General features: G+C 59.6%; 20 protein-coding genes. 7 read left to right on the top strand and 13 right to left on the bottom strand.

Translation table 11 applies throughout. From position 1 onward, the window contains the following. The first annotated feature begins 4 nt into the window (after nt 1-4). From cpxP to ACSBQQ_RS23240, 4 genes are all read left to right on the top strand, one after another. Nucleotides 5-484: a cell-envelope stress modulator CpxP gene (gene cpxP / locus ACSBQQ_RS23225; protein ID WP_004931122.1), complete on the top strand. Its 480-nt coding sequence runs from the start codon at nt 5-7 to the stop codon at nt 482-484. Between the two features lie 132 nt (nt 485-616). Further along, the gene (gene fieF, locus ACSBQQ_RS23230) at nt 617-1519 is read left to right on the top strand and encodes a CDF family cation-efflux transporter FieF (protein WP_033649885.1); all 903 of its coding nucleotides are present in this window, start codon (nt 617-619) and stop codon (nt 1517-1519) included. 231 nt (nt 1520-1750) lie between these two features. After that, nucleotides 1751-2713: a 6-phosphofructokinase gene (gene pfkA, locus ACSBQQ_RS23235; RefSeq protein ID WP_004931116.1), complete on the top strand. Its 963-nt coding sequence runs from the start codon at nt 1751-1753 to the stop codon at nt 2711-2713. A 186-nt stretch (nt 2714-2899) separates the two neighbouring features. After that, the gene (locus ACSBQQ_RS23240; RefSeq protein WP_033636447.1) at nt 2900-3889 is read left to right on the top strand and encodes a sulfate ABC transporter substrate-binding protein; all 990 of its coding nucleotides are present in this window, start codon (nt 2900-2902) and stop codon (nt 3887-3889) included. Nucleotides 3890-3954: 65 nt separating this feature from the next. Here ACSBQQ_RS23240 and tpiA read toward each other — a convergent pair whose 3' ends face one another. Both tpiA and ACSBQQ_RS23250 read right to left on the bottom strand, forming a co-directional pair. After that, nucleotides 3955-4722 (bottom strand): triose-phosphate isomerase, encoded by a 768-nt coding sequence (tpiA, locus tag ACSBQQ_RS23245; protein WP_033649886.1) that lies wholly within the window; start codon nt 4720-4722, stop codon nt 3955-3957. 127 nt (nt 4723-4849) lie between these two features. Continuing rightward, a complete protein-coding gene (locus tag ACSBQQ_RS23250; RefSeq protein ID WP_033636444.1) occupies nt 4850-5434 on the bottom strand; it encodes a DUF1454 family protein in 585 nt (194 codons plus the stop codon). Between the two features lie 199 nt (nt 5435-5633). Between ACSBQQ_RS23250 and ACSBQQ_RS23255 the strand changes: the two genes are divergently transcribed. Then, nucleotides 5634-6053, top strand: a complete 420-nt coding sequence (locus tag ACSBQQ_RS23255) for a DUF805 domain-containing protein (RefSeq protein ID WP_033639143.1) — start codon at nt 5634-5636, stop codon at nt 6051-6053. Between the two features lie 11 nt (nt 6054-6064). Here the strand turns inward: ACSBQQ_RS23255 and fpr are convergent, their stop codons facing one another. After that, complete coding sequence (fpr, locus tag ACSBQQ_RS23260; RefSeq protein ID WP_033636442.1) at nt 6065-6811, bottom strand: ferredoxin--NADP(+) reductase; 747 nt, start codon at nt 6809-6811, stop codon at nt 6065-6067. A 3-nt stretch (nt 6812-6814) separates the two neighbouring features. Continuing rightward, nucleotides 6815-7426 carry a helix-turn-helix transcriptional regulator gene (locus ACSBQQ_RS23265; RefSeq protein ID WP_039569507.1) on the bottom strand — a complete coding sequence of 204 codons (612 nt, stop codon included), beginning with the start codon at nt 7424-7426 and terminating at the stop codon, nt 6815-6817. Between the two features lie 297 nt (nt 7427-7723). Here ACSBQQ_RS23265 and emrD point away from each other — a divergent pair, with 297 nt between their 5' ends. Beyond that, a complete protein-coding gene (emrD, locus tag ACSBQQ_RS23270; protein WP_033649888.1) occupies nt 7724-8908 on the top strand; it encodes a multidrug efflux MFS transporter EmrD in 1185 nt (394 codons plus the stop codon). Nucleotides 8909-9100: 192 nt separating this feature from the next. Here emrD and glpX read toward each other — a convergent pair whose 3' ends face one another. From glpX to ACSBQQ_RS23285, 3 genes are all read right to left on the bottom strand, one after another. Continuing rightward, complete coding sequence (glpX, locus tag ACSBQQ_RS23275; protein ID WP_033649889.1) at nt 9101-10111, bottom strand: class II fructose-bisphosphatase; 1011 nt, start codon at nt 10109-10111, stop codon at nt 9101-9103. A 130-nt stretch (nt 10112-10241) separates the two neighbouring features. Beyond that, nucleotides 10242-11750 carry a glycerol kinase GlpK gene (gene glpK, locus ACSBQQ_RS23280; RefSeq protein ID WP_033654537.1) on the bottom strand — a complete coding sequence of 503 codons (1509 nt, stop codon included), beginning with the start codon at nt 11748-11750 and terminating at the stop codon, nt 10242-10244. 42 nt (nt 11751-11792) lie between these two features. Next, entirely contained in the window at nt 11793-12638 is an 846-nt protein-coding gene (locus tag ACSBQQ_RS23285; protein WP_004931095.1) for an MIP/aquaporin family protein, read from the bottom strand. 524 nt (nt 12639-13162) lie between these two features. On the opposite strand from ACSBQQ_RS23285, the gene zapB reads away from it, so the two are divergent. After that, a complete protein-coding gene (gene zapB / locus ACSBQQ_RS23290) occupies nt 13163-13402 on the top strand; it encodes a septal ring assembly protein ZapB (protein WP_004931092.1) in 240 nt (79 codons plus the stop codon). 60 nt (nt 13403-13462) lie between these two features. Here zapB and rraA read toward each other — a convergent pair whose 3' ends face one another. The 6 genes from rraA to cytR form a co-directional block, all read right to left on the bottom strand. After that, nucleotides 13463-13948 carry a ribonuclease E activity regulator RraA gene (rraA, locus tag ACSBQQ_RS23295; protein WP_004931090.1) on the bottom strand — a complete coding sequence of 162 codons (486 nt, stop codon included), beginning with the start codon at nt 13946-13948 and terminating at the stop codon, nt 13463-13465. Between the two features lie 75 nt (nt 13949-14023). Continuing rightward, on the bottom strand, nt 14024-14941 hold the full coding sequence (locus ACSBQQ_RS23300; protein WP_033636436.1) for a 1,4-dihydroxy-2-naphthoate polyprenyltransferase: 918 nt from the start codon (nt 14939-14941) through the stop codon (nt 14024-14026). Nucleotides 14942-15037: 96 nt separating this feature from the next. Continuing rightward, nucleotides 15038-16372 carry an HslU--HslV peptidase ATPase subunit gene (hslU, locus tag ACSBQQ_RS23305; protein ID WP_033636435.1) on the bottom strand — a complete coding sequence of 445 codons (1335 nt, stop codon included), beginning with the start codon at nt 16370-16372 and terminating at the stop codon, nt 15038-15040. A 12-nt stretch (nt 16373-16384) separates the two neighbouring features. After that, a complete protein-coding gene (hslV, locus tag ACSBQQ_RS23310) occupies nt 16385-16915 on the bottom strand; it encodes an ATP-dependent protease subunit HslV (protein ID WP_033649891.1) in 531 nt (176 codons plus the stop codon). 102 nt (nt 16916-17017) lie between these two features. Then, nucleotides 17018-17932 carry a cell division protein FtsN gene (ftsN, locus tag ACSBQQ_RS23315; protein ID WP_060429409.1) on the bottom strand — a complete coding sequence of 305 codons (915 nt, stop codon included), beginning with the start codon at nt 17930-17932 and terminating at the stop codon, nt 17018-17020. Between the two features lie 65 nt (nt 17933-17997). Further along, nucleotides 17998-19026 (bottom strand): DNA-binding transcriptional regulator CytR, encoded by a 1029-nt coding sequence (gene cytR / locus ACSBQQ_RS23320; protein ID WP_060429408.1) that lies wholly within the window; start codon nt 19024-19026, stop codon nt 17998-18000. Nucleotides 19027-19163 lie beyond the last annotated feature (137 nt).

Raw genomic sequence — 19163 nt, forward strand, 5'->3', positions numbered from 1 at the left:
TGAAATGCGTAAGGTGACCGCATTAGTTATGGCATCACTGCTGGCAATTGGTTCGACCGCTGCCTTCGCTGCCGACACTATACCGGACACAGCCCAACCTCCCGGCAACGACGCGATGACCCGAATACCCGGCCAACACCATATGTTCGACGGTGTCAGCCTCAGCGAACAGCAGCGCCAGCAAATGCGCGATTTGATGCGCCAGGCCCGGCACGATCTGCCTGGTGTCAATGTAGCTGAAATGGAAGCCATGCATAAACTGGTGACCGCAGAGAAATTTGACGAAGCCGCCGTGTATGCCCAGGCTGAAAAGATGGCCCAACAGCAGGTCAAGCGCCAGGTCGAAATGGCCCGGGTGCGCAACCAAATGTATAACCTGCTGACGCCAGAGCAAAAAAGTGTTTTAGACCAGAAACATCAGCAGCGTATGCAGCAGATGGAGCAACAAATTTCTGGTTTGCAGCAAGCTTCTGCCCAGAAGTGAAGTACGACTGAGTAGTCCCCTGTTTTTCCTTGCCATAGACACCATCCCTGTCTTCCCCGCCATGATGGCGGGGTTTTTTTTATCCGACATTTCGCTATATTGAGCGCCACACCTTTTGACCGGGATCCCTTGATGGAACAGCGCTATGCACGCCTGGTAAAGTCCGCTGCGTTGGCCGCTACCGCGCTGGCGTCGTCACTGCTGTTGATCAAAATCGTCGCCTGGTACCACACCGGTTCGGTCAGCCTGCTGGCGGCGCTGGTAGATTCGCTGGTCGATATCGCCGCCTCGCTGACCAACCTTCTGGTGGTGCGTTATTCGCTGCAGCCGGCCGATGCCGAGCACACCTTTGGCCACGGCAAAGCGGAATCGCTGGCGGCGCTGGCGCAAAGCATGTTTATTTCCGGCTCCGCCCTGTTTCTGTTCCTCACCGGCTTCCAGCATTTGTATGCGCCGCAAACGCTGCGCGATCCCGGCGTCGGGATCGTCGTGACGGTGATCGCGTTGATCAGCACCCTGATTCTGGTCACCTATCAACGTTGGGTGGTCAGAAAAACGCGCAGCCAGGCGGTGCGCGCAGATATGCTGCATTATCAGTCAGATGTCATGATGAATGGTGCTATTCTTATCGCTCTTGGGCTAAGCTGGTACGGCTTCCAGCGGGCGGACGCGCTGTTCGCGCTGGGCATCGGCGTTTACATCCTGTATAGCGCGCTGCGCATGGGCTACGAAGCGGTGCAGTCGCTGCTGGATCGGGCGTTGCCGGATGACGAACGCCAGGCGATTATCGAGGTGGTTTCCTCCTGGCCCGGGGTGAAAGGCGCGCACGATCTGCGCACGCGGCAGTCGGGGCCGACGCGTTTCATCCAGCTGCATCTGGAGATGGAAGACACGCTGCCGCTGCGTGAGGCGCACCGGTTGGCCGATCAGGTGGAACAGGCGTTGCGGCACCGTTTTGCGGGGGCGGACGTCATCATTCACCTGGATCCGTGCTCCGTGGTGCCACCGGGTAGGCAGGGGCATTGGGAGCTATAATCAGATAGAGGCACAGATCGAAGTATTATCATGAATATCTGAGTTAGCTCAGCGTGCCATGCGGTGTTTTTACCGTTATATTGCGTGACTTGAATCAATTCAGCTGGGTGTTTTTGATATAATATCCAGCAATAAGCCGTAAAGCTGGTTTTCTGCAGCCGGAGAGGTTTCAAGACGATCGGCGGAGACAGAATTCTTAAGAAATTGCATCTACACAGTTCAGAGGTAGTCATGATCAAGAAAATCGGTGTACTGACGAGCGGCGGTGATTCGCCGGGTATGAACGCTGCAATCCGCGGCGTTGTGCGTTCTGCGCTTTCAGAAGGTCTGGAAGTTTTTGGTATTTACGATGGCTACCTTGGCTTGTACGAAGATCGCATGGAGCAGCTGGACCGCTATAGCGTGTCCGACATGATCAACCGCGGCGGCACCTTCCTTGGCTCGGCCCGCTTCCCGGAGTTCAGGGATGAAAACGTGCGCGCCAAGGCGATTGAAAACCTGAAGAATCGCGGCATCGACGCGCTGGTGGTGATCGGCGGCGACGGTTCCTACATGGGCGCCAAACGCCTGACGGAAGAAGGCTTCCCGTGCATCGGTCTGCCGGGCACCATCGATAACGACGTTGCCGGCACCGACTACACCATCGGTTACTTCACCGCGCTAGAAACCGTGGTGGAAGCAATTGACCGCCTGCGCGATACCTCCTCTTCGCACCAGCGTATCTCCATCGTGGAAGTGATGGGCCGTTACTGCGGCGATCTGACGCTGGCGGCGGCGATTGCCGGCGGCTGCGAATTCATCGTGCTGCCTGAAATCGAATTCAACCGCGAAGACCTGGTGTGCGAAATCAAGGCCGGTATCGCCAAGGGTAAAAAACACGCCATCGTGGCGATCACCGAGCACATCTGCGACATCGATGAGCTGGCGCGCCACATCGAGCAGGAAACCAAGCGTGAAACCCGCGCCACCGTGCTGGGCCACATTCAACGCGGCGGTTCACCGGTTGCCTACGACCGCATCCTGGCCTCGCGCATGGGCGCCTACGCCATCGAGCTGCTGCTGCAGGGCTACGGCGGCCGCTGCGTCGGTATCCAGAACGAAAAAATGGTGCACCACGACATCATCGACGCGATCGAAAACATGAAGCGTCCGTTCAAGGGCGACTGGCTGGAAACGGCGAAAAAACTGTACTGATACGCCGCTCACCGCACGACAAAAGAGCCTCCGCTTGCGGGGGCTTTTTGATGCCCGCCGGCGATATATTCCGTAATCATCTATCCCAAAATTTTTTATTCTTTAATTGCCGGGAAAGTTTCTGGCAGGCTCTGATGCTAAACCAACCGATTGAGGTTGCGCTTAATTTTCTGGGAGAGCCTGTCGATGCGTAAATGGGGTGTAGGTCTGACATTGGTGCTGTTGGCGTCCGGCGCCATGGCGAAGGATATTCAGTTGCTGAACGTGTCATACGATCCGACGCGTGAATTCTATCAGGCTTACAACACGGCATTCAGCAAGCACTATCAGGCGGAAACCGGCGACAAGGTGACGGTGCGCCAGTCGCATGGCGGATCCGGCAAACAGGCGACCTCGGTGATCAACGGCATCGAGGCCGACGTGGTGACGCTGGCGTTGGCTTATGACGTCGACGCCATCGCCGAACGCGGGCGCATCGAGAAAGACTGGATCAAGCGCCTGCCGGACAACTCGGCGCCTTACACCTCGACCATCGTCTTCCTGGTGCGCAAAGGCAACCCGAAACAAATTCACGACTGGCCCGATTTGATCAAGCCGGGCGTGTCGGTGATCACCCCGAACCCGAAAACCTCCGGCGGCGCCCGCTGGAACTACCTGGCCGCCTGGGGCTACGCGTTGCACCACAACAACAACGATAAGGCCAAGGCGCAGGACTTCGTCAAAAACTTGTACAAGAACGTCGAAGTGCTGGATTCCGGCGCGCGCGGCGCGACCAACACCTTCGTTGAGCGCGGCATCGGCGATGTGCTGATCGCCTGGGAAAACGAAGCGCTGCTGGCGGAGAAAGAGCTCGGCAAAGACAAGTTCGAGATTATTACGCCGAGCGAATCGATCCTGGCCGAACCGACGGTGTCAGTGGTGGATAAGGTGGTCGATAAACGCGGTACCCGCGACGTGGCGACCGCCTACCTGAAGTATCTGTATTCGCCGGAAGGGCAGACCATCGCGGCGCAGCACTATTACCGTCCGCGCGATGCGGCGGTGGCGGCCAAGTTTGCCGGGCAGTTCCCGCAGCTGAAGCTGTTCACCGTGGATGACACCTTCGGCGGCTGGACCGAAGCGCAGAAGGTGCACTTCGCCACCGGCGGCGTGTTCGACGAGATAAGCAAACGCTGATGCCGGTTGAGCGGCAATAAAAAACCCCGGCAAGCCGGGGTTTTTTTATGGCAGGCCTAAGGGAATCAGGCTTTTTTCGCTGCGGCAGCGGCTTTGACGATCACGGCGAAAGCGTCGGCTTTCAGCGAGGCGCCGCCAACCAGCGCGCCGTCGATGTCCGGCTGAGAGAACAGCTCCGCGGCGTTCTTGTCGTTCACCGAACCGCCGTACTGGATGATGATTTCAGCGGCAACCGCGGCATCGTGCTTGGCGATGTGGCCACGGATAAATTTGTGCACGGCCTGCGCCTGCGCAGGGGTAGCGGATTTGCCGGTGCCGATGGCCCAGACCGGCTCATAGGCGATCACGGTGCCTTTCATCGCCGGTGCGCCCAGCGTTTTCAGCACGGCGTCGATCTGGCGCGCGCACACTTCTTCGGTTTTGCCCGCGGCGTTTTCCGCTTCGGTTTCACCGATGCACAGCACCGGGATCAGGCCGGCTTCTTTCAGCACGGCGAATTTCTCGGCGATGACTTCGTCGCTTTCTTTGTGGTAGGTGCGGCGCTCGGAGTGGCCGATGATGATGTACTGGGCACCGACGTCTTTCAGCATGTTGGCGGAAACTTCACCGGTGAAGGCGCCGGACAGGTTAACGTCCACGTTCTGCGCGCCCAGCGCGATGCGGCTGCCGGCCAGCGCATGCTTGGCCTGATCCAGATACATCACCGGCGGGGCGATGGCGACGCCACAGCCGTCAACGCTGCTCAGCTCATTGCGCAGGCCGGCGATCAGTTCGTTGACCATGTGGGTGCTGCCGTTAAGCTTCCAGTTACCCATAACTAATGGATGACGCATGTTTTTTCCTCCAACTAGGGAACGCGAGAGTCGAAATGACAACTGCCGGACCGGCAGTTTACCTGCCCAACAGTATAGAGATCATTAAGCGCGAAGGCTTTGCTTTTCGTCATTAAATGCCGCGCCGTTACGGCTCGGAAAGCGCCAGCTTAATCGGTTCAACCGCGAAGGTTACGCCTTTATCGCCGTTGTCCGAAACGACATAGCGAATGGCGCCGACCTGCTGTTGGTAAAAGCGCGATCCTTTGCCTTTTTCCAGCAGGCTGTTCACCTTGTTCTGGCTCTGTTCCACCGTCAACGCCGGTTCGAACTGGCGCATCAGCGCCGCCATGTAGCTGATGGCGATGGCGCGCGCGGCTTTTTCTTCATTGGCCTGCTGCAGCGGCAGGTGAGTGATCTGCAACGTTTTGATTTTACCGGTGCCTTTCTCCAGCGCGGTGGAGGCGTACAGGTTTTCGTTGAGTTTGCTGGCGGCGCGCGTCAGCAGCGGCGAATCGTCTTCGGCGGCGGGAATGGCGCGGAATTCGCCAATCGGCAGCTTCGGGTTGTCGCGGTTGTATTTTTCGCGGAATTTGACCACCGTCAGATCGAACGTCGGCGCCCCGGCCAGCAGGTAAGGTGCGGCGGGCGTCGCTTCGGTGGGCGGCGGATCGGCCCAGGCGCTGGCGGCCGCCTGCAGCAGGCAGGCGATGACGAGGGTTTTTCTCAGCATGGCGTATGGCATCAAGGACAAAGATGGCTCCGATTAAAGCGATAACCCGCGGGGCTTGTCAAAGATCCCACGCCATTATCGGTTCGCTGACGAGAAAGCTGTGCGGCGCACCGCGTTATGCGAGGCGGAAAACTCGGCCCGGCAGCGCCTATGTTACACTGCGGCGCAGAATATGGGCAGGCTTAGAGCGCAGGAATCGATGACGTTACAACAGTGGTGTTTTTCTTTTAAGGGCCGCATCGGGCGGCGCGACTTCTGGATTTGGATGGGGCTGTGGTTGGCGCTGATGGCGGCGGCGTTTACGCTGGCCAATTATCAGCTGATCGCCATCCAATCCATCGCCTTCTTTATCGTGGCGTTGCTGTGGCCGACGGCGGCGGTGCTGGTCAAGCGCCTGCACGATCGCAACAAGGCCGGCTGGTGGGCGCTGCTGCTGATCCTGGCGTGGATGCTGGCGGCGGGGAACTGGCAGATGCTGGCGCCGATCTGGCAATGGGGCGTCGGGCGTTTCATTCCGACGCTGATTATCGTGATGATGATGATCGATCTGGGCGCCTTCGTCGGCACGCCGGGAGATAACCGGTTCGGCCCGGAAGCCGAACCGGTGAAGTTCCGCTGACCCTCGCCGGGTTACCAGTAGTGTTCGCTGGTGATGTGGCCCGGCTTGCGGCGCAGGTGCTTGCGCATCTGGCGGTGGTCTTTCAGCGTTTGCTGGGTGTCCCGCACCATTTGTGGGTTGCCGCACAGCATCACGTGGCTGGTTTCGGCGTCGATGGTCAAGCCGATCGCCGCTTCCAGCCGGCCGTCCTCGATCAGCGCCGGTACGCGGCCGGTCAATGAACCGGGCGCCTCTTCGCGGCTGACGACGGTCTGGATGCGCAGCTTGCCGTTGTAGCGCTGCTGCAGTTGCTGCATCAGCGGCAGGTAGCTCAGGTCACGCGCAAAGCGCGCGGCGTGCACCAGCACCAGGTTGTTGAAGCGCTCCAGCCCGATGCCCTGCTGCAGAATCGATAAATAGGGGCCGATGGCGGTGCCGGTCGCCAGCATCCACAGCGTGTCGCAGTCGGGCACCTCGTCCAGCACGAAGAAGCCGGCGGCTTCTTTGGTTACCATCACGTCCGAGCCCGGCTGCAGCTGATTGAGGCGCGGGCTCAGTTTGCCTTCTGGCACGGTGACCAGATAGAACTCCAGATTGGCGTCGTCGGGGGCATTGACGTAGGAGTAGGCGCGCTGCACCCGTTCGCCGTCGATCTCCAGCGCCAGCTTGGCGAATTGCCCGGCGGTGAAAGGATCGATGGGGGCATTGACCACCAGGCTGAACAGCCCGTCGGTCCATTGTTTTACCTGCGTAACCTTGCCGTTTACCCATTCAGCCATACTCTAAAGCTCCCGTGGTCGAATCAAATAAGCACAATGTCGTGAGCCGGAAATGGCGTGCGCGGTGCGCTCTACCCGGTAGTCGTTGCCGAACAGGCGGTGAAACAGCTGCAGCTCGGAATTGCACAGGCTACTGCAGCTGGAGCCGGCCACGCCGATCGGGCAGTGGTTTTCCACCAGCAGCGCGCCGTGCGGGTGGTCGAGCAATTCAGCCATGTAACCGTCATGTTGCCGCAGGCGCACCAGTCGGGCTAACCGATCATGGTGGCTACGCTCGGCGGACAGCTCTTCGGCATAACGCAGATAAAGCTGCTCTTCGCGCGCGCTGAGCAACGGTTCCACCCCGGCGCCGCCAAACAGCTGCAGCGCGGATGCCCGCAACCGCTCCTGGTCGGCGGCCGTAAAGGCATGCCCTCGCTCGGTCAGCGACCAGTAGCGCGTCGGGCGGCCGACCTTGCTGCGCGCTTCTTCGTAACAAACCAACTCACGTTTTTCCAGGGATTGCAGATGTTGTCGGATGCCCATCGGCGTGATGTCCAGACGCTCCGCCAGCATTTTGGCCGAGTGCGGGCCGAGAGCCTTTAACTGCAATAAAATCAGCTCAGGTGTTTTCATGAACCAAATCCCTATGGTGTTATTTTATTTCAAGTTGATGAAAAGGATTATCGATTAAATGCTAAAGCGCGGCTACTGCAAGGGCGCTGTTTTTAACTCCAAAGCGTTAGACGTACAGTTTAATTTACGAGCCTGGTCGGGTTTGCTGCCAGTGTGACCTGGATCAATATCTGCCTGAAACTCGCTAAAAAAATCAGATTTGATTAGTTTATGCCGCCATAGAGGGCTGCTCGCCGTTCTGGCTGCTGCAACGGCCATTCCGGGACGCTGTGACGAGTTGAAACGTTAACGAAGATAATGAGAAAACTAGAGAATTTTCACCTGCTGGTGATGCTTATCCTGTTGGTCGCCGTCGGCCAGATGGCGCAAACCATTTATGTTCCCGTTATTGCTGATATCGCCCACGATCTGTCGGTTCGCACCGGCGCCGTGCAACGGGTGATGGCGGCGTATCTGCTGACCTACGGTTTCTCCCAGCTGATTTACGGGCCGATATCGGATCGTATCGGGCGTCGTCCGGTGATCCTGACCGGCATGATGATCTTCCTGATCGGCGCGCTGGGCGCGCTGCTGTCCACTAACCTGACGATGCTGGTCGCCGCCAGCGCCATTCAGGGGATGGGCACCGGCGTGGCGGGCGTGATGGCGCGCACCATGCCGCGCGATCTGTATGCCGGCACCGCGCTGCGCTATGCCAACAGCCTGCTGAATATGGGGATTTTGGTCAGCCCGCTGCTGGCGCCGGTGATCGGCGGCGCATTGGCGATGGTGTTCGGCTGGCGTGCCAGCTACGCCTTCCTGCTGGCGCTGTGCGCCTGCGTCGCTTTCGCCATGTTCCGCTGGCTGCCGGAAACCCGCCCGGTGCAAACGGAAAAACGCCGCATGCTGGCCAGTTTCCGCCAGCTGCTGGCTGACAGCACCTTCAGCTGCTATCTGGTGATGCTGATCGGCGCGCTGGCGGGCATTGCGGTATTCGAGGCCAGCTGCGGCGTGTTGATGGGCGGCGTGTTGGGGCTGAGTGGCCTGACCGTCAGCATCCTGTTCATTCTGCCGATCCCGGCGGCGTTTTTCGGTGCCTGGTACGCCGGGCGCGACGGCAAGACCTTCCACACGCTGATGTGGCATTCGGTGATTAGCTGCCTGTTGGCGGGGGCGATGATGTGGATCCCGGGCTGGTTCGGCGTGATGAACATCTGGACGCTGATCGTGCCGGCCGCACTGTTCTTCTTCGGCGCCGGCATGCTGTTCCCGCTGGCGACCACCGGGGCGATGGAGCCGTTCCCTTACCTGGCCGGCGCGGCGGGCGCATTGGTTGGCGGCATGCAGAATATGGGATCGGGGCTTGCGACCTGGCTTTCCGCCATGCTGCCGCAAACCGGGCAGTTCAGCCTCGGATTGCTGATGTTCGCGATGGCGCTGCTGATCCTGCTGTGTTGGTGGCCGCTGTCCAACCGGATGCAACATCAGGGGCATACCGCATAACGACAGGGCGCCATTCGGCGCCCTCATGCAGTTGACAAAGGGGGAAAAAGCGTGATTTTTCCCCCTTTGTGGTTATCAGCCGAAAATCAATAAATTGATTTTCCTGGTTTTCTAGTCGTTGCTCTCTGCCAACCCGGCAAGGTCATGAGGTTTGTCATCAATCATCAGGGCGCCATTCGGCGCCCTGTTTCGTTACAGCAAAAACTCGTGCAGCGCCGGGTCTTTACGATCCAGATAGTGGGTTGAACGGATGCGGCGGATGGTGCGCGACTTGCCGCGGATCAGCAACGTTTCGGTCGTGGCCATATTGCCCTGGCGGCTGATGCCTTCCAGCAGATCGCCCTTGGTGATGCCGGTGGCGGAGAAGATCACGTTGTCGTTGCGCGCCATCTGATCCAGACGCAGCGCCTGACCGGCTTCGATACCCATCTCCCGGCAGCGCGCCAGCTCCTGTTCGCCGATGCGGCGGTTCTCGGCGCTGTCGCCTTTCACCTCATGGCGCGGCAGCAAACGCGCCTGCATGTCGCCGTCCAGCGCGCGGATCACCGCGGCTGAGATCACCCCTTCCGGCGCGCCGCCGATGCCGTACATCACATCGACCTCGCTTTCCGGCATGCAGGTGAGAATGGAGGCCGCCACGTCGCCGTCAGGAATGGCGAACACCCGCACGCCGAGCTGCTGCATCTGCGCGATGACGCCGTCGTGGCGCGGTTTGGCCAAAACGATCACCGTCAGCTGCGACAGCGGTTTGCCCAGCCGGGCGGCGACGTTCTGCAGGTTCTCCGCCAGCGGCAGGTTGAGATCGATGGCGCCGCGTGCCGCCGGGCCGACCACCAGCTTCTCCATGTACATGTCCGGCGCGTGCAGGAAGGCGCCGCGATCGCCCACCGCCAATACCGCCAGCGCATTGGACTGGCCCATGGCGGTCATGCGGGTGCCTTCGATCGGATCGACCGCGATGTCGACCGCGTCGCCCTGGCCGGTACCGACCTGTTCGCCGATATACAGCATCGGCGCTTCGTCGATCTCGCCTTCGCCGATCACGATGCGCCCATCGATATCCACGTTGTTAAGCATGATGCGCATGGCGTGGACCGCCGCGCCGTCGGCGGCGTTCTTGTCGCCGCGTCCCAGCCATTTGTAGCCCGCCAGCGCGGCGGCTTCGGTAACGCGGGAAAATTCGATGGCTAATTCACGTTTCATGGCAAACCTGTCTGTGAGAAAGGGAAGAAAATATCGGCAAAGTCTATCACAGCGCGGCGGCGGCGGGGCGGGGCAAAAAAAAGCGCCGCCCGCGGGCAGCGCAATTTGGGGGGTAACGACAAGGCTGGGTTTAGTCGTGCTCTTCCCACGCCTGAGCGCGCGCCACCGCTTTTTTCCAGCCGCCGTAGCGGTAGTTGCGTTCGGTGGTTTCGATGCTTGGGCGGAATTCGCGCTCAATCACCGCTTTGCTCTTCACTTCATCCAGATCGTTCCAGTAGCCGATGGCCAGGCCCGCCAGGAACGCGGCGCCCAGCGCCGTCGATTCACGCACTTCGGGGCGTTCTACGCGAGTGCCGAGAATATCGGACTGGAACTGCATCAGGAAGTTGTTGGCGACCGCGCCGCCGTCCACGCGCAGCGATTGCAGGCGGGTGTTGGCGTCGGCCTGCATGGCGTCCAGCACGTCACGGGTCTGGAAGGCGATGGATTCCAGCGTGGCGCGGATGATGTGGTTGCTGTTGGCGCCACGGGTCAGCCCGAAGATGGCACCGCGGGCGTACGGATCCCAGTAAGGGGCGCCCAGGCCGGTGAAGGCCGGCACCACATAGACGCCGTTGCTGTCTTTCACCTTGGTGGCGAAGTATTCGGAGTCGGCGGCGTCGCTGATCAGTTTCAGCTCGTCGCGCAGCCACTGGATAGACGCACCGCCGATGAACACCGCGCCTTCCAGCGCATAGTTCACTTCGCCGCGCGGGCCGCAGGCGATGGTGGTCAGCAGGCCGTTTTTCGAACGCACCGCTTCTTTGCCGGTGTTCATCAGCAGGAAGCAGCCGGTGCCGTAGGTGTTCTTCGCCATGCCCGGTTGAACGCACAGCTGGCCGTACAGCGCCGCCTGCTGGTCACCGGCGATACCGGCGATAGGAATACGCGTACCGCCCTTACCGCCGATGTTGGTCTGGCCGTACACCTCGGAGGAAGGACGGACTTTCGGCAGCATGGCGCGCGGGATATCCAGCACTTCCAGCATGCGTTCATCCCAGTCCAGCTCGTGGATGTTGAACATCATGGTGCGTGAGGCGTTGGTGTAATCGGTAACGTGTACGCGCCCCTGGGTCATTTTCCACACCAGCCAGGTGTCGACGGTGCCGAACAGCAGTTCGCCGCGCTTGGCGCGCTCGCGGGCGCCTTCGACGTTGTCCAGGATCCACTTCACCTTGGTGCCGGAGAAGTACGGGTCAACCACCAGGCCGGTATTGTGACGGATGTACTCTTCCAGGCCGTCGCGCTTGAGCTTCTCGCAGATGTCGGCGGTGCGGCGGCACTGCCAGACGATGGCGTTGTAAATCGGCTTGCCGGTCTCTTTTTCCCAGACGATGGTGGTTTCGCGCTGGTTGGTGATGCCGATGCCGGCGATCTGATCGGAACTGATGTCGGCTTTCGCCAGCACTTCTACCAGCGTCGAACTTTGCGACGCCCAGATTTCCATCGGGTCGTGCTCAACCCAGCCGGCCTTGGGATAGATCTGCGGGAATTCGCGCTGCGATACCGCAACGATGTTGGCGTCGTGATCGAGCACGACGGCGCGTGAGCTGGTGGTCCCTTGGTCGAGTGCGACAATGTATTTTTTTTCTACAGTCATGGTAATTATCCTGCTGTTGTTAACCGTGTAAAACTGCACCCATCATGCTTTGCGCTGCTGGGTCTTGGCGTCGGGCTCTTCTTCCGTCACGCAGACGTCGCACGGCAGGTGGCGGCCAATCAGCGCGCGGTAACCGAAAGCGCCCAGGCCACAGCCGACGATAGGGGCGAAGATCGGCACCAGGAAGTACGGGATGTCGCGTGCGCCGGTGAAGGCGACTTTGCCCCAGCCGGCCAGGTAGGCGAACAGTTTCGGCCCGAAGTCACGCGCCGGGTTCAACGCAAAGCCGGTCAATGGTCCCATGGAGGCGCCGATCACGGCAATCAGAATACCGATCAGCAGCGGCGCCAGCGGGCCGCGCGGGATGCCGTTGCCGTCGTCGGTCAGCGCCAGGATCAGGCACATCAGAATGGCGGCGATCACCATTTCTACCAGGAAGGCCTGGCCGACGGAGATATGCGCGTTAGGGTAAGTCGAGAAGATGCCGGCCAGCTCGAGGCTTTCGTTGCTGCCGCGCACCATGTGGTGAGCCGCTTCGAAGTCGAAGAACAGGTTGTAGTACAGCCCATAGACCAGGGCGGCGGCGCAGAAGGCACCGGCGATCTGCGCAATGATGTAAGGCACCACTTTGCGCCCGTCGAAGCAGGCGAACAGCCACAGAGCGAGGGTGACCGCGGGGTTGAGATGCGCGCCGGAAATGGCGGCGGTCAGATAGATGGCCATGGCGACGCCCAGGCCCCAAATGATGCTGATTTCCCACTGGCCGAAGCTGGCGCCCGCCAGTTTCAGCGCGGCAACGCAGCCTACGCCAAAGAAGATCAGCAGCGCCGTGCCGAGGAACTCGGCGATGCACTGGCCTTTTAATGTCGGACTGGTGGTTTGGCTCATAATGTTGTTGTCCTGCAAAACGGCGGTTGTTGGTTTATAGGCTCAGTTAGGTATACATCTGACCTATGGGCACAGTTTTTTTCATCTCGTCCAATTATTGAATGAGGACGTGATGTAAATTTATCGTTAACGAACATAAACGAGAAATAGCGAAATCAAAATGTGTGTAGCTCGTCATAAAATTGAGCGATTTCGCGTCGTTTAGTGTTCTTTCTGAGCCATAAAAGTGTGATCTGACCAGTGGTTTGGCGAGGGGCGTTAACAACTCGCGGCGGCGGCGGCGGGGATTTTCAGTTTTTGCTGATGGCGGAGGCAGGAAAATTGCAACAGACTGCGCGATGATCCGGTATGTTGCTAGACAGGCGGAGACTGGCTACTTACAATCGTTTTTAACGAATCGAGACTGGCGCGCCTTCCATAACGGCGCGCGTCACTGAGCGCGATGCAATATTCGCAGTAGCTGCAGCCGACGTTGCGGCCGCTACTTATAGATGTACGCCTTGCTATCATGAGGGGACTGAAGCATGTCATTTGAAGTATTTGAGAAACTGGAAGCAAAAGTACAGCAGGCGATTGATACCATCACCTTGTTGCAGATGGAAATTGAAGAGCTGAAAGACAAAAACAACTCTCTGTCGCAGGAAGTTCAGGCTGCCTCCGGCAACCACGAAGCGCTGGTGCGCGAAAACCAACAGCTGAAAGAAGAACAGCACGTATGGCAAGATCGCCTGCGCGCTCTGCTGGGCAAAATGGAAGAGGTCTGATTCCTCACGCCAGGCAGCAACGAAAAGGGCGCCTGCGGCGCCCTTTTTCATGACCGAAAATCACTCGATGTCGAGCGGGTCTTCGGAGAGGATGATGCCGGTGTTGTCGGCATACAGGTGATCGCCGGAGAAGAAGGTGACGCCACCGAAGTTGACGCGGATATCGCTTTCCCCCACGCCTTCGCTTACCGCGCCCGCCGGGATCGCCGCCATCGCCTGAATGCCGATGTCGAGCTCTTCCAGATCGTCCACCTGACGCACCGCGCCGTACACCACGATGCCTTCCCATTCGTTCTGGGCGGCCAGGCGCGCCAGTTCGGCGTTGATCAGCGCCCGGCGTACCGAACCGCCGCCGTCGACCAACAGCACACGGCCGCGGCCGTTTTCTTCAAGCAGATCGAACAACAGGCCGTTATCCTCAAAGCATTTCACCGTGGTGATCTGCCCGCCAAATGAAGTACGCCCGCCAAAATTGGAGAACAGAGGTTCAACAACGTTCACCTCTTCATGATAGATGTCGCAAAGTTCGGAAGTATCGTATTTCATAGGATTTTACGTCTGTTTGCCGCTGGAATGTTCAGTATATCCCTTTATTCGCCCTGTTGGCAAAATCATCAGTTTTTAACTGAGCGCCACGCCGATGGCGAACAGCAGGTTGGCCAGCAACGCCGCCTTGACCATGTGCTCCAGCATCGGCCGCATGCCGACCGGCGTCGGATCGCGCAGTACGCGCAGGCCGTGGCGCACCAGCAGCGGGATCGCCAGCACGAACAGCCAGCCCCACGGGCTGTGGAGATTGAACAGCGTAAACAGCGCGAAACACAGCACCGCGCCGCCGAGCAGCAGGGCATGGTAAATGCGCGCCTTGTGCGGGCCGAGACGCACCGCCAGCGTGTTCTTGCCGTTTTCGCGATCGCTCTCGATATCGCGCAGATTGTTGATGTTGAGCACCGCCGTCGCCAGCAGGCCGCAGGCGGTGGCCGGCAGCATCACGACGCTGTCGAAGGTGTGCGTTTGCAGATAGTAGGTGCCGGCTACGCTCAGCCAGCCGAAGAATACCAGCACCGAGATGTCGCCCAGCCCCAAATACCCGTAGGGCTTGTTGCCGACGGTATAGGTGATGGCCGCCACGATAGACAGCCCGCCCAGCACCAGGAAGCCGACCACGTCGCTGGGTTGCTCGCAGGCGACGGCGATCAGCGAACAGCCGGCGAGCGCGATCAGTACCACCGTCACCACCAGCGCCCGTTTCATCTGCGCCTGGGTGATCATGCCTTTTTGCATGCCGCGCAATGGCCCGATGCGATCTTCTTTGTCGCTGCCTTTGACGGCATCGCCGTAGTCGTTCGCCAGATTGGAGAGGATCTGCAGCAGGCCGGCAGTCAACAGCGCCAGCAGCGCCACTTCGGGTTTCAGGCTGCCGTGCCAGGCGGCAATTGCCGAACCGACCACGATGGAGGCAAAGGCCAACGGCAGGGTGCGGGGGCGTAGACTTTCCAGCCAGGCGGAGATCGGGGTGGTGGGGGTCGATGAGCTCATGTTTCGCTTCTGTCAGTAAGTTGCGGTGTCCGTTAGAAATAATTGTGGGAGGCAATGCCTCCCACACAGATGACTGACAAGACAAAGATTGAGCGATTATAGGATAAAACGACTCAAATCTTCATCCGCCACCAGTTCATCCAGATGACTGCGCACGTAATCCGCATCAATTGTAATGGATTGGCCATTAATTTCACTCGCCTCGTAGGAAATATCTTCCATCAGACGCTCAAGCACGGTGTGCAGACGACGCGCGCCGATGTTCTCGGTGCTTTCGTTGACCTGCCACGCGGCTTCGGCGATGCGGCGGATGCCGTCGGCGGTGAACTCGATGTTGACGCCTTCGGTGCCCATCAGCGCTTTGTACTGCTCGGTCAGCGACGCGCTCGGCTCGGTCAGGATGCGCTCGAAGTCTTCGGTGGTCAGCGCCTGCAGCTCAACGCGGATCGGCAGACGGCCCTGCAGCTCCGGGATCAGATCTGACGGATTGGCGGTCTGGAACGCGCCGGAAGCGATGAACAGGATGTGGTCGGTCTTCACCATACCGTGCTTGGTGGACACGGTGCAGCCTTCCACCAGCGGCAGCAGATCGCGCTGTACGCCTTCGCGCGAGACGTCCGGGCCGGAGCTTTGGCCGCCGCGCTTACAGATTTTGTCGATCTCGTCGATAAACACGATGCCGTGCTGTTCAACCGCTTCGATCGCCTGCTCTTTCAGCTCTTCCGGGTTCACCAGCTTGGCGGCTTCTTCTTCCACCAGCAGCTTGAAGGCTTCTTTGATCTTCAGCTTGCGCGGTTTTTGCTTCTGGCCGCCGAGGTTCTGGAACATCGACTGCAGCTGGTTGGTCATCTCTTCCATGCCCGGAGGCGCCATGATTTCCACGCCCATCGGCGCGGCGGCCAGATCGATTTCGATCTCTTTGTCATCCAGCTGGCCTTCGCGCAGTTTCTTGCGGAATGCCTGGCGGGCGGCGGACGGTTCCTGGCCTTCTTCCGGCTGGCCCCAGTTGTTTTTGGCCGGCGGGATCAGCACGTCGAGAATGCGCTCTTCGGCCAACTCTTCGGCACGGGTGCGGTTTTTCTCGATCGACTGCATGCGCACCATTTTGATGGCGGCATCGGTCAGATCGCGGATGATGGAGTCCACTTCTTTGCCCACATAGCCCACTTCGGTGAACTTGGTGGCTTCAACCTTGATGAACGGCGCGTTGGCCAGCTTCGCCAGACGGCGGGCGATTTCGGTTTTACCGACGCCGGTCGGGCCGATCATCAGAATGTTTTTCGGGGTCACTTCGTGACGCAGCATCTCGTTGAGCTGCATCCGGCGCCAGCGGTTGCGCAGGGCAATGGCGACAGCGCGTTTGGCCTTGTTTTGGCCAATGATATAGCTGTCCAGTTCGCTGACGATCTCGCGCGGGGTCATTTCAGACATGGTATTCGATCCTTACGCTTTGGAAGGCAATTCTTCAATGGTGTGGAAATGGTTGGTGTAAATACAGATGTCGCCGGCGATGTTGAGGGATTTCTCAACGATGTCGCGGGCGCTCAGCTCGGTATTTTCCAACATGGCGCGGGCTGCGGCCTGAGCGTAAGGGCCGCCGGAGCCGATGGCGATCAGATCGTTTTCCGGCTGCACCACATCGCCGTTGCCGGTGATGATCAGCGAAGCGTTTTCATCGGCGACCGCCAGCAGCGCTTCGAGCTTGCGCAGCATACGGTCGGTGCGCCAGTCTTTCGCCAGCTCGACGGCGGCTTTCACCAGGTGGCCCTGATGCATTTCCAGTTTGCGTTCAAACAGTTCAAACAGCGTGAAGGCGTCAGCGGTGCCACCGGCGAAACCGGCGATCACTTTGTCGTTGTACAGGCGACGCACTTTCTTGACGTTACCCTTCATCACCGTATTACCCAGGGTTGCCTGGCCATCACCACCGATGACGACCTGGCCGTTGCGGCGTACGCTTACAATTGTTGTCACGAGCAGACCCTCGTTAAAGACGGAAAGAAGCCCCCGCAGCGCCTGCTTTCGCAGACGCTACGAGGCATATTGAGAGTATAGATGGGGGGGGATTGACGCTTTTCAACCCCCAACGGAGAGGGGAATGCAACTCGACATGCCGACGCCCTTCAGGCGCGAAAGGGTTTTGTCCGCGGCGGCGCGGCTGCTGTACGGGCCGAGCACCACGCGATTCCAACCGCCGCCGGCGGTGATGCGGCTCTCGATGCCTTCGAACGCCAGGCGCGCACGCACGGATTCAGCCTGATCGGTGGCGCGGAACGAACCGCATTGCACCATCCACTTCTGTTTTGATTCCGGTTTGGTTTCCTGCTTGGCCGTTTCCTGCTTCACTTCCGGTTTGGGCTCCGGTTTCGGTTGTGGCTTCGGCTCAGGCTGTTTCACCTGCACCGGTTGCTGGGTAGTCGGTTTTGGCTGCGGCTGCACCGGCGCGGTGGTGGCCCCGTTGTTGAACGGGTTGCGCGGCGGCTGGCTGACCTGCTGCTGCTGCTGCATTTGCTGTTGTTGCATCTGCTGCTGCTGGCGAGTGCTGCGCGCGTTGGCCTGGCCCGGATCGTTATACGGCACTTCGTTCAGCTGCGTCGGGCGCTGCTGCATGTCGGCCTGCATCTGTTCCAGCAGTTGGCGCTGTTCGGCGGTCAGCTGAGTTTTGGAATTGAGCTCGCCGCCGGCCGTCGGTTCGGTCGGGGTTTGCACGCCGATCTGCCGGTTTTCCAGCTCTTTGATGTAGCGCCAGCGCTCTTCCGGCTTCGGCGGCAGGCCGTTGCCGGGGCGCGTGGTGTGCGCAGGCAACAACGGCGCGTCTTCCGGCTTGTTGTGCGTAATGAAATAGAGGCCACCGACAAAGACAACCAGCAACGCGGCGGCTAACGCCAGCACGGTTTTGGAAACCTTCGGAGAACTGCGTTTTTTACGGCTGGGGGTTTTACGCTTAGCTCCTGCTGCGCGCCCACGGCTTACATAGTCTTTTTGTGCCACTATTATTCCGCTGTGTCCTGATGAAAGGATAAGTCCGTCATGTTACTGAACCCTAAAATATTTGACTAGCGTTTCGGGGCAGCGGTGCTGCCTCTGATAATCAATTCACTGTCCAACAGCCGGGAGCCGCTGGCCACTGTCTGGCCGTTCAACTGCTCCAACAGCAACAACATCGCCTGCTGGCCGATCTGGAAGCGCGGCTGCGCCACCGTGGTCAGCGGCGGATCGCAATACTGCGCCAGCTTGAGGTCGTCAAAGCCGACGATCGACAGATCCTGCGGCACCCGCAGCCCCATTTTCTTCGCCTGGGACAGCACGCCGATCGCCATGACGTCGCTGTGGCAGAATACCGCCGTTGGCGGTTTCGGCTGTGCCATCAGCGCCGTCAGCGCTTGCGCGCCGGCTTCGTAGGTAAAATCACCCCGGGTAATATAGCTGCTTTCGACGGTAATGCCATTACGACGTAGCGCTTGAACGTAACCCTGCAGCCGATAATGGCTCAGCGGCATCTGTTCCGGCCCGGCGACGCAGGCGATCTGCCGGTGGCCCAATTGATGCAAATAATGCACGGCTTCAAAGGCGGCGGTCAGGTTGTCGATGTGCACCGTCGGCAGTTCCAGCTCGGGAGCGAACTCGTTGGCCATCACCATCGGCGGCAGGTTGCGCTGCTCTTCCTTGCTGGCGTCGAACGGCAGGTTGGAGCCCAGCAGCAGCATGCCGTCGATCTGTTTGGTGATGATCAGATTGACGAAGGTGCGCTCCAGCTGGTTTTGCTGCGCGCAGTCGCCGATCAGCACCAGATAGCCTTGTTGGGCGGCGGTCTGTTCGATCCCCTGGATCACATCGGCGAAAAACGGATCGCAGATGTCGGGCACGATCACCAGGATGGTGCGGGATTCGTTGCGCTTGATATTGCGTGACAGAGCATGAGGAGAATAACCCACGGCCAGGACGGCCTGTTCCACTTTCTGGCGCGTCGGCGTTGACACCTTTTCCGGGTTCATCAGCGCACGCGATACGGTAGCCGTTGAAACGCCCGCCATTTCGGCGACGTCTTTCATGGTCGCCATGGATAACTCTTTCTTGTGTTCCAACGCCTTTCTCCTTGCGTCAGCCCCATGCCGACGCCACTACTGCTGTTTGCTCACAATGTCCGGCATGCGGTGGCGAAATTGTTGTCATTGAGCGCCACTCGCGTTCGGGCACTCCGTCGCGCTGCGATGTGGCGACA

Source organism: Serratia sp. G204Y, assembly GCF_051172435.1.
Taxonomy (GTDB): Bacteria; Pseudomonadota; Gammaproteobacteria; order Enterobacterales; family Enterobacteriaceae; genus Serratia; species Serratia sarumanii.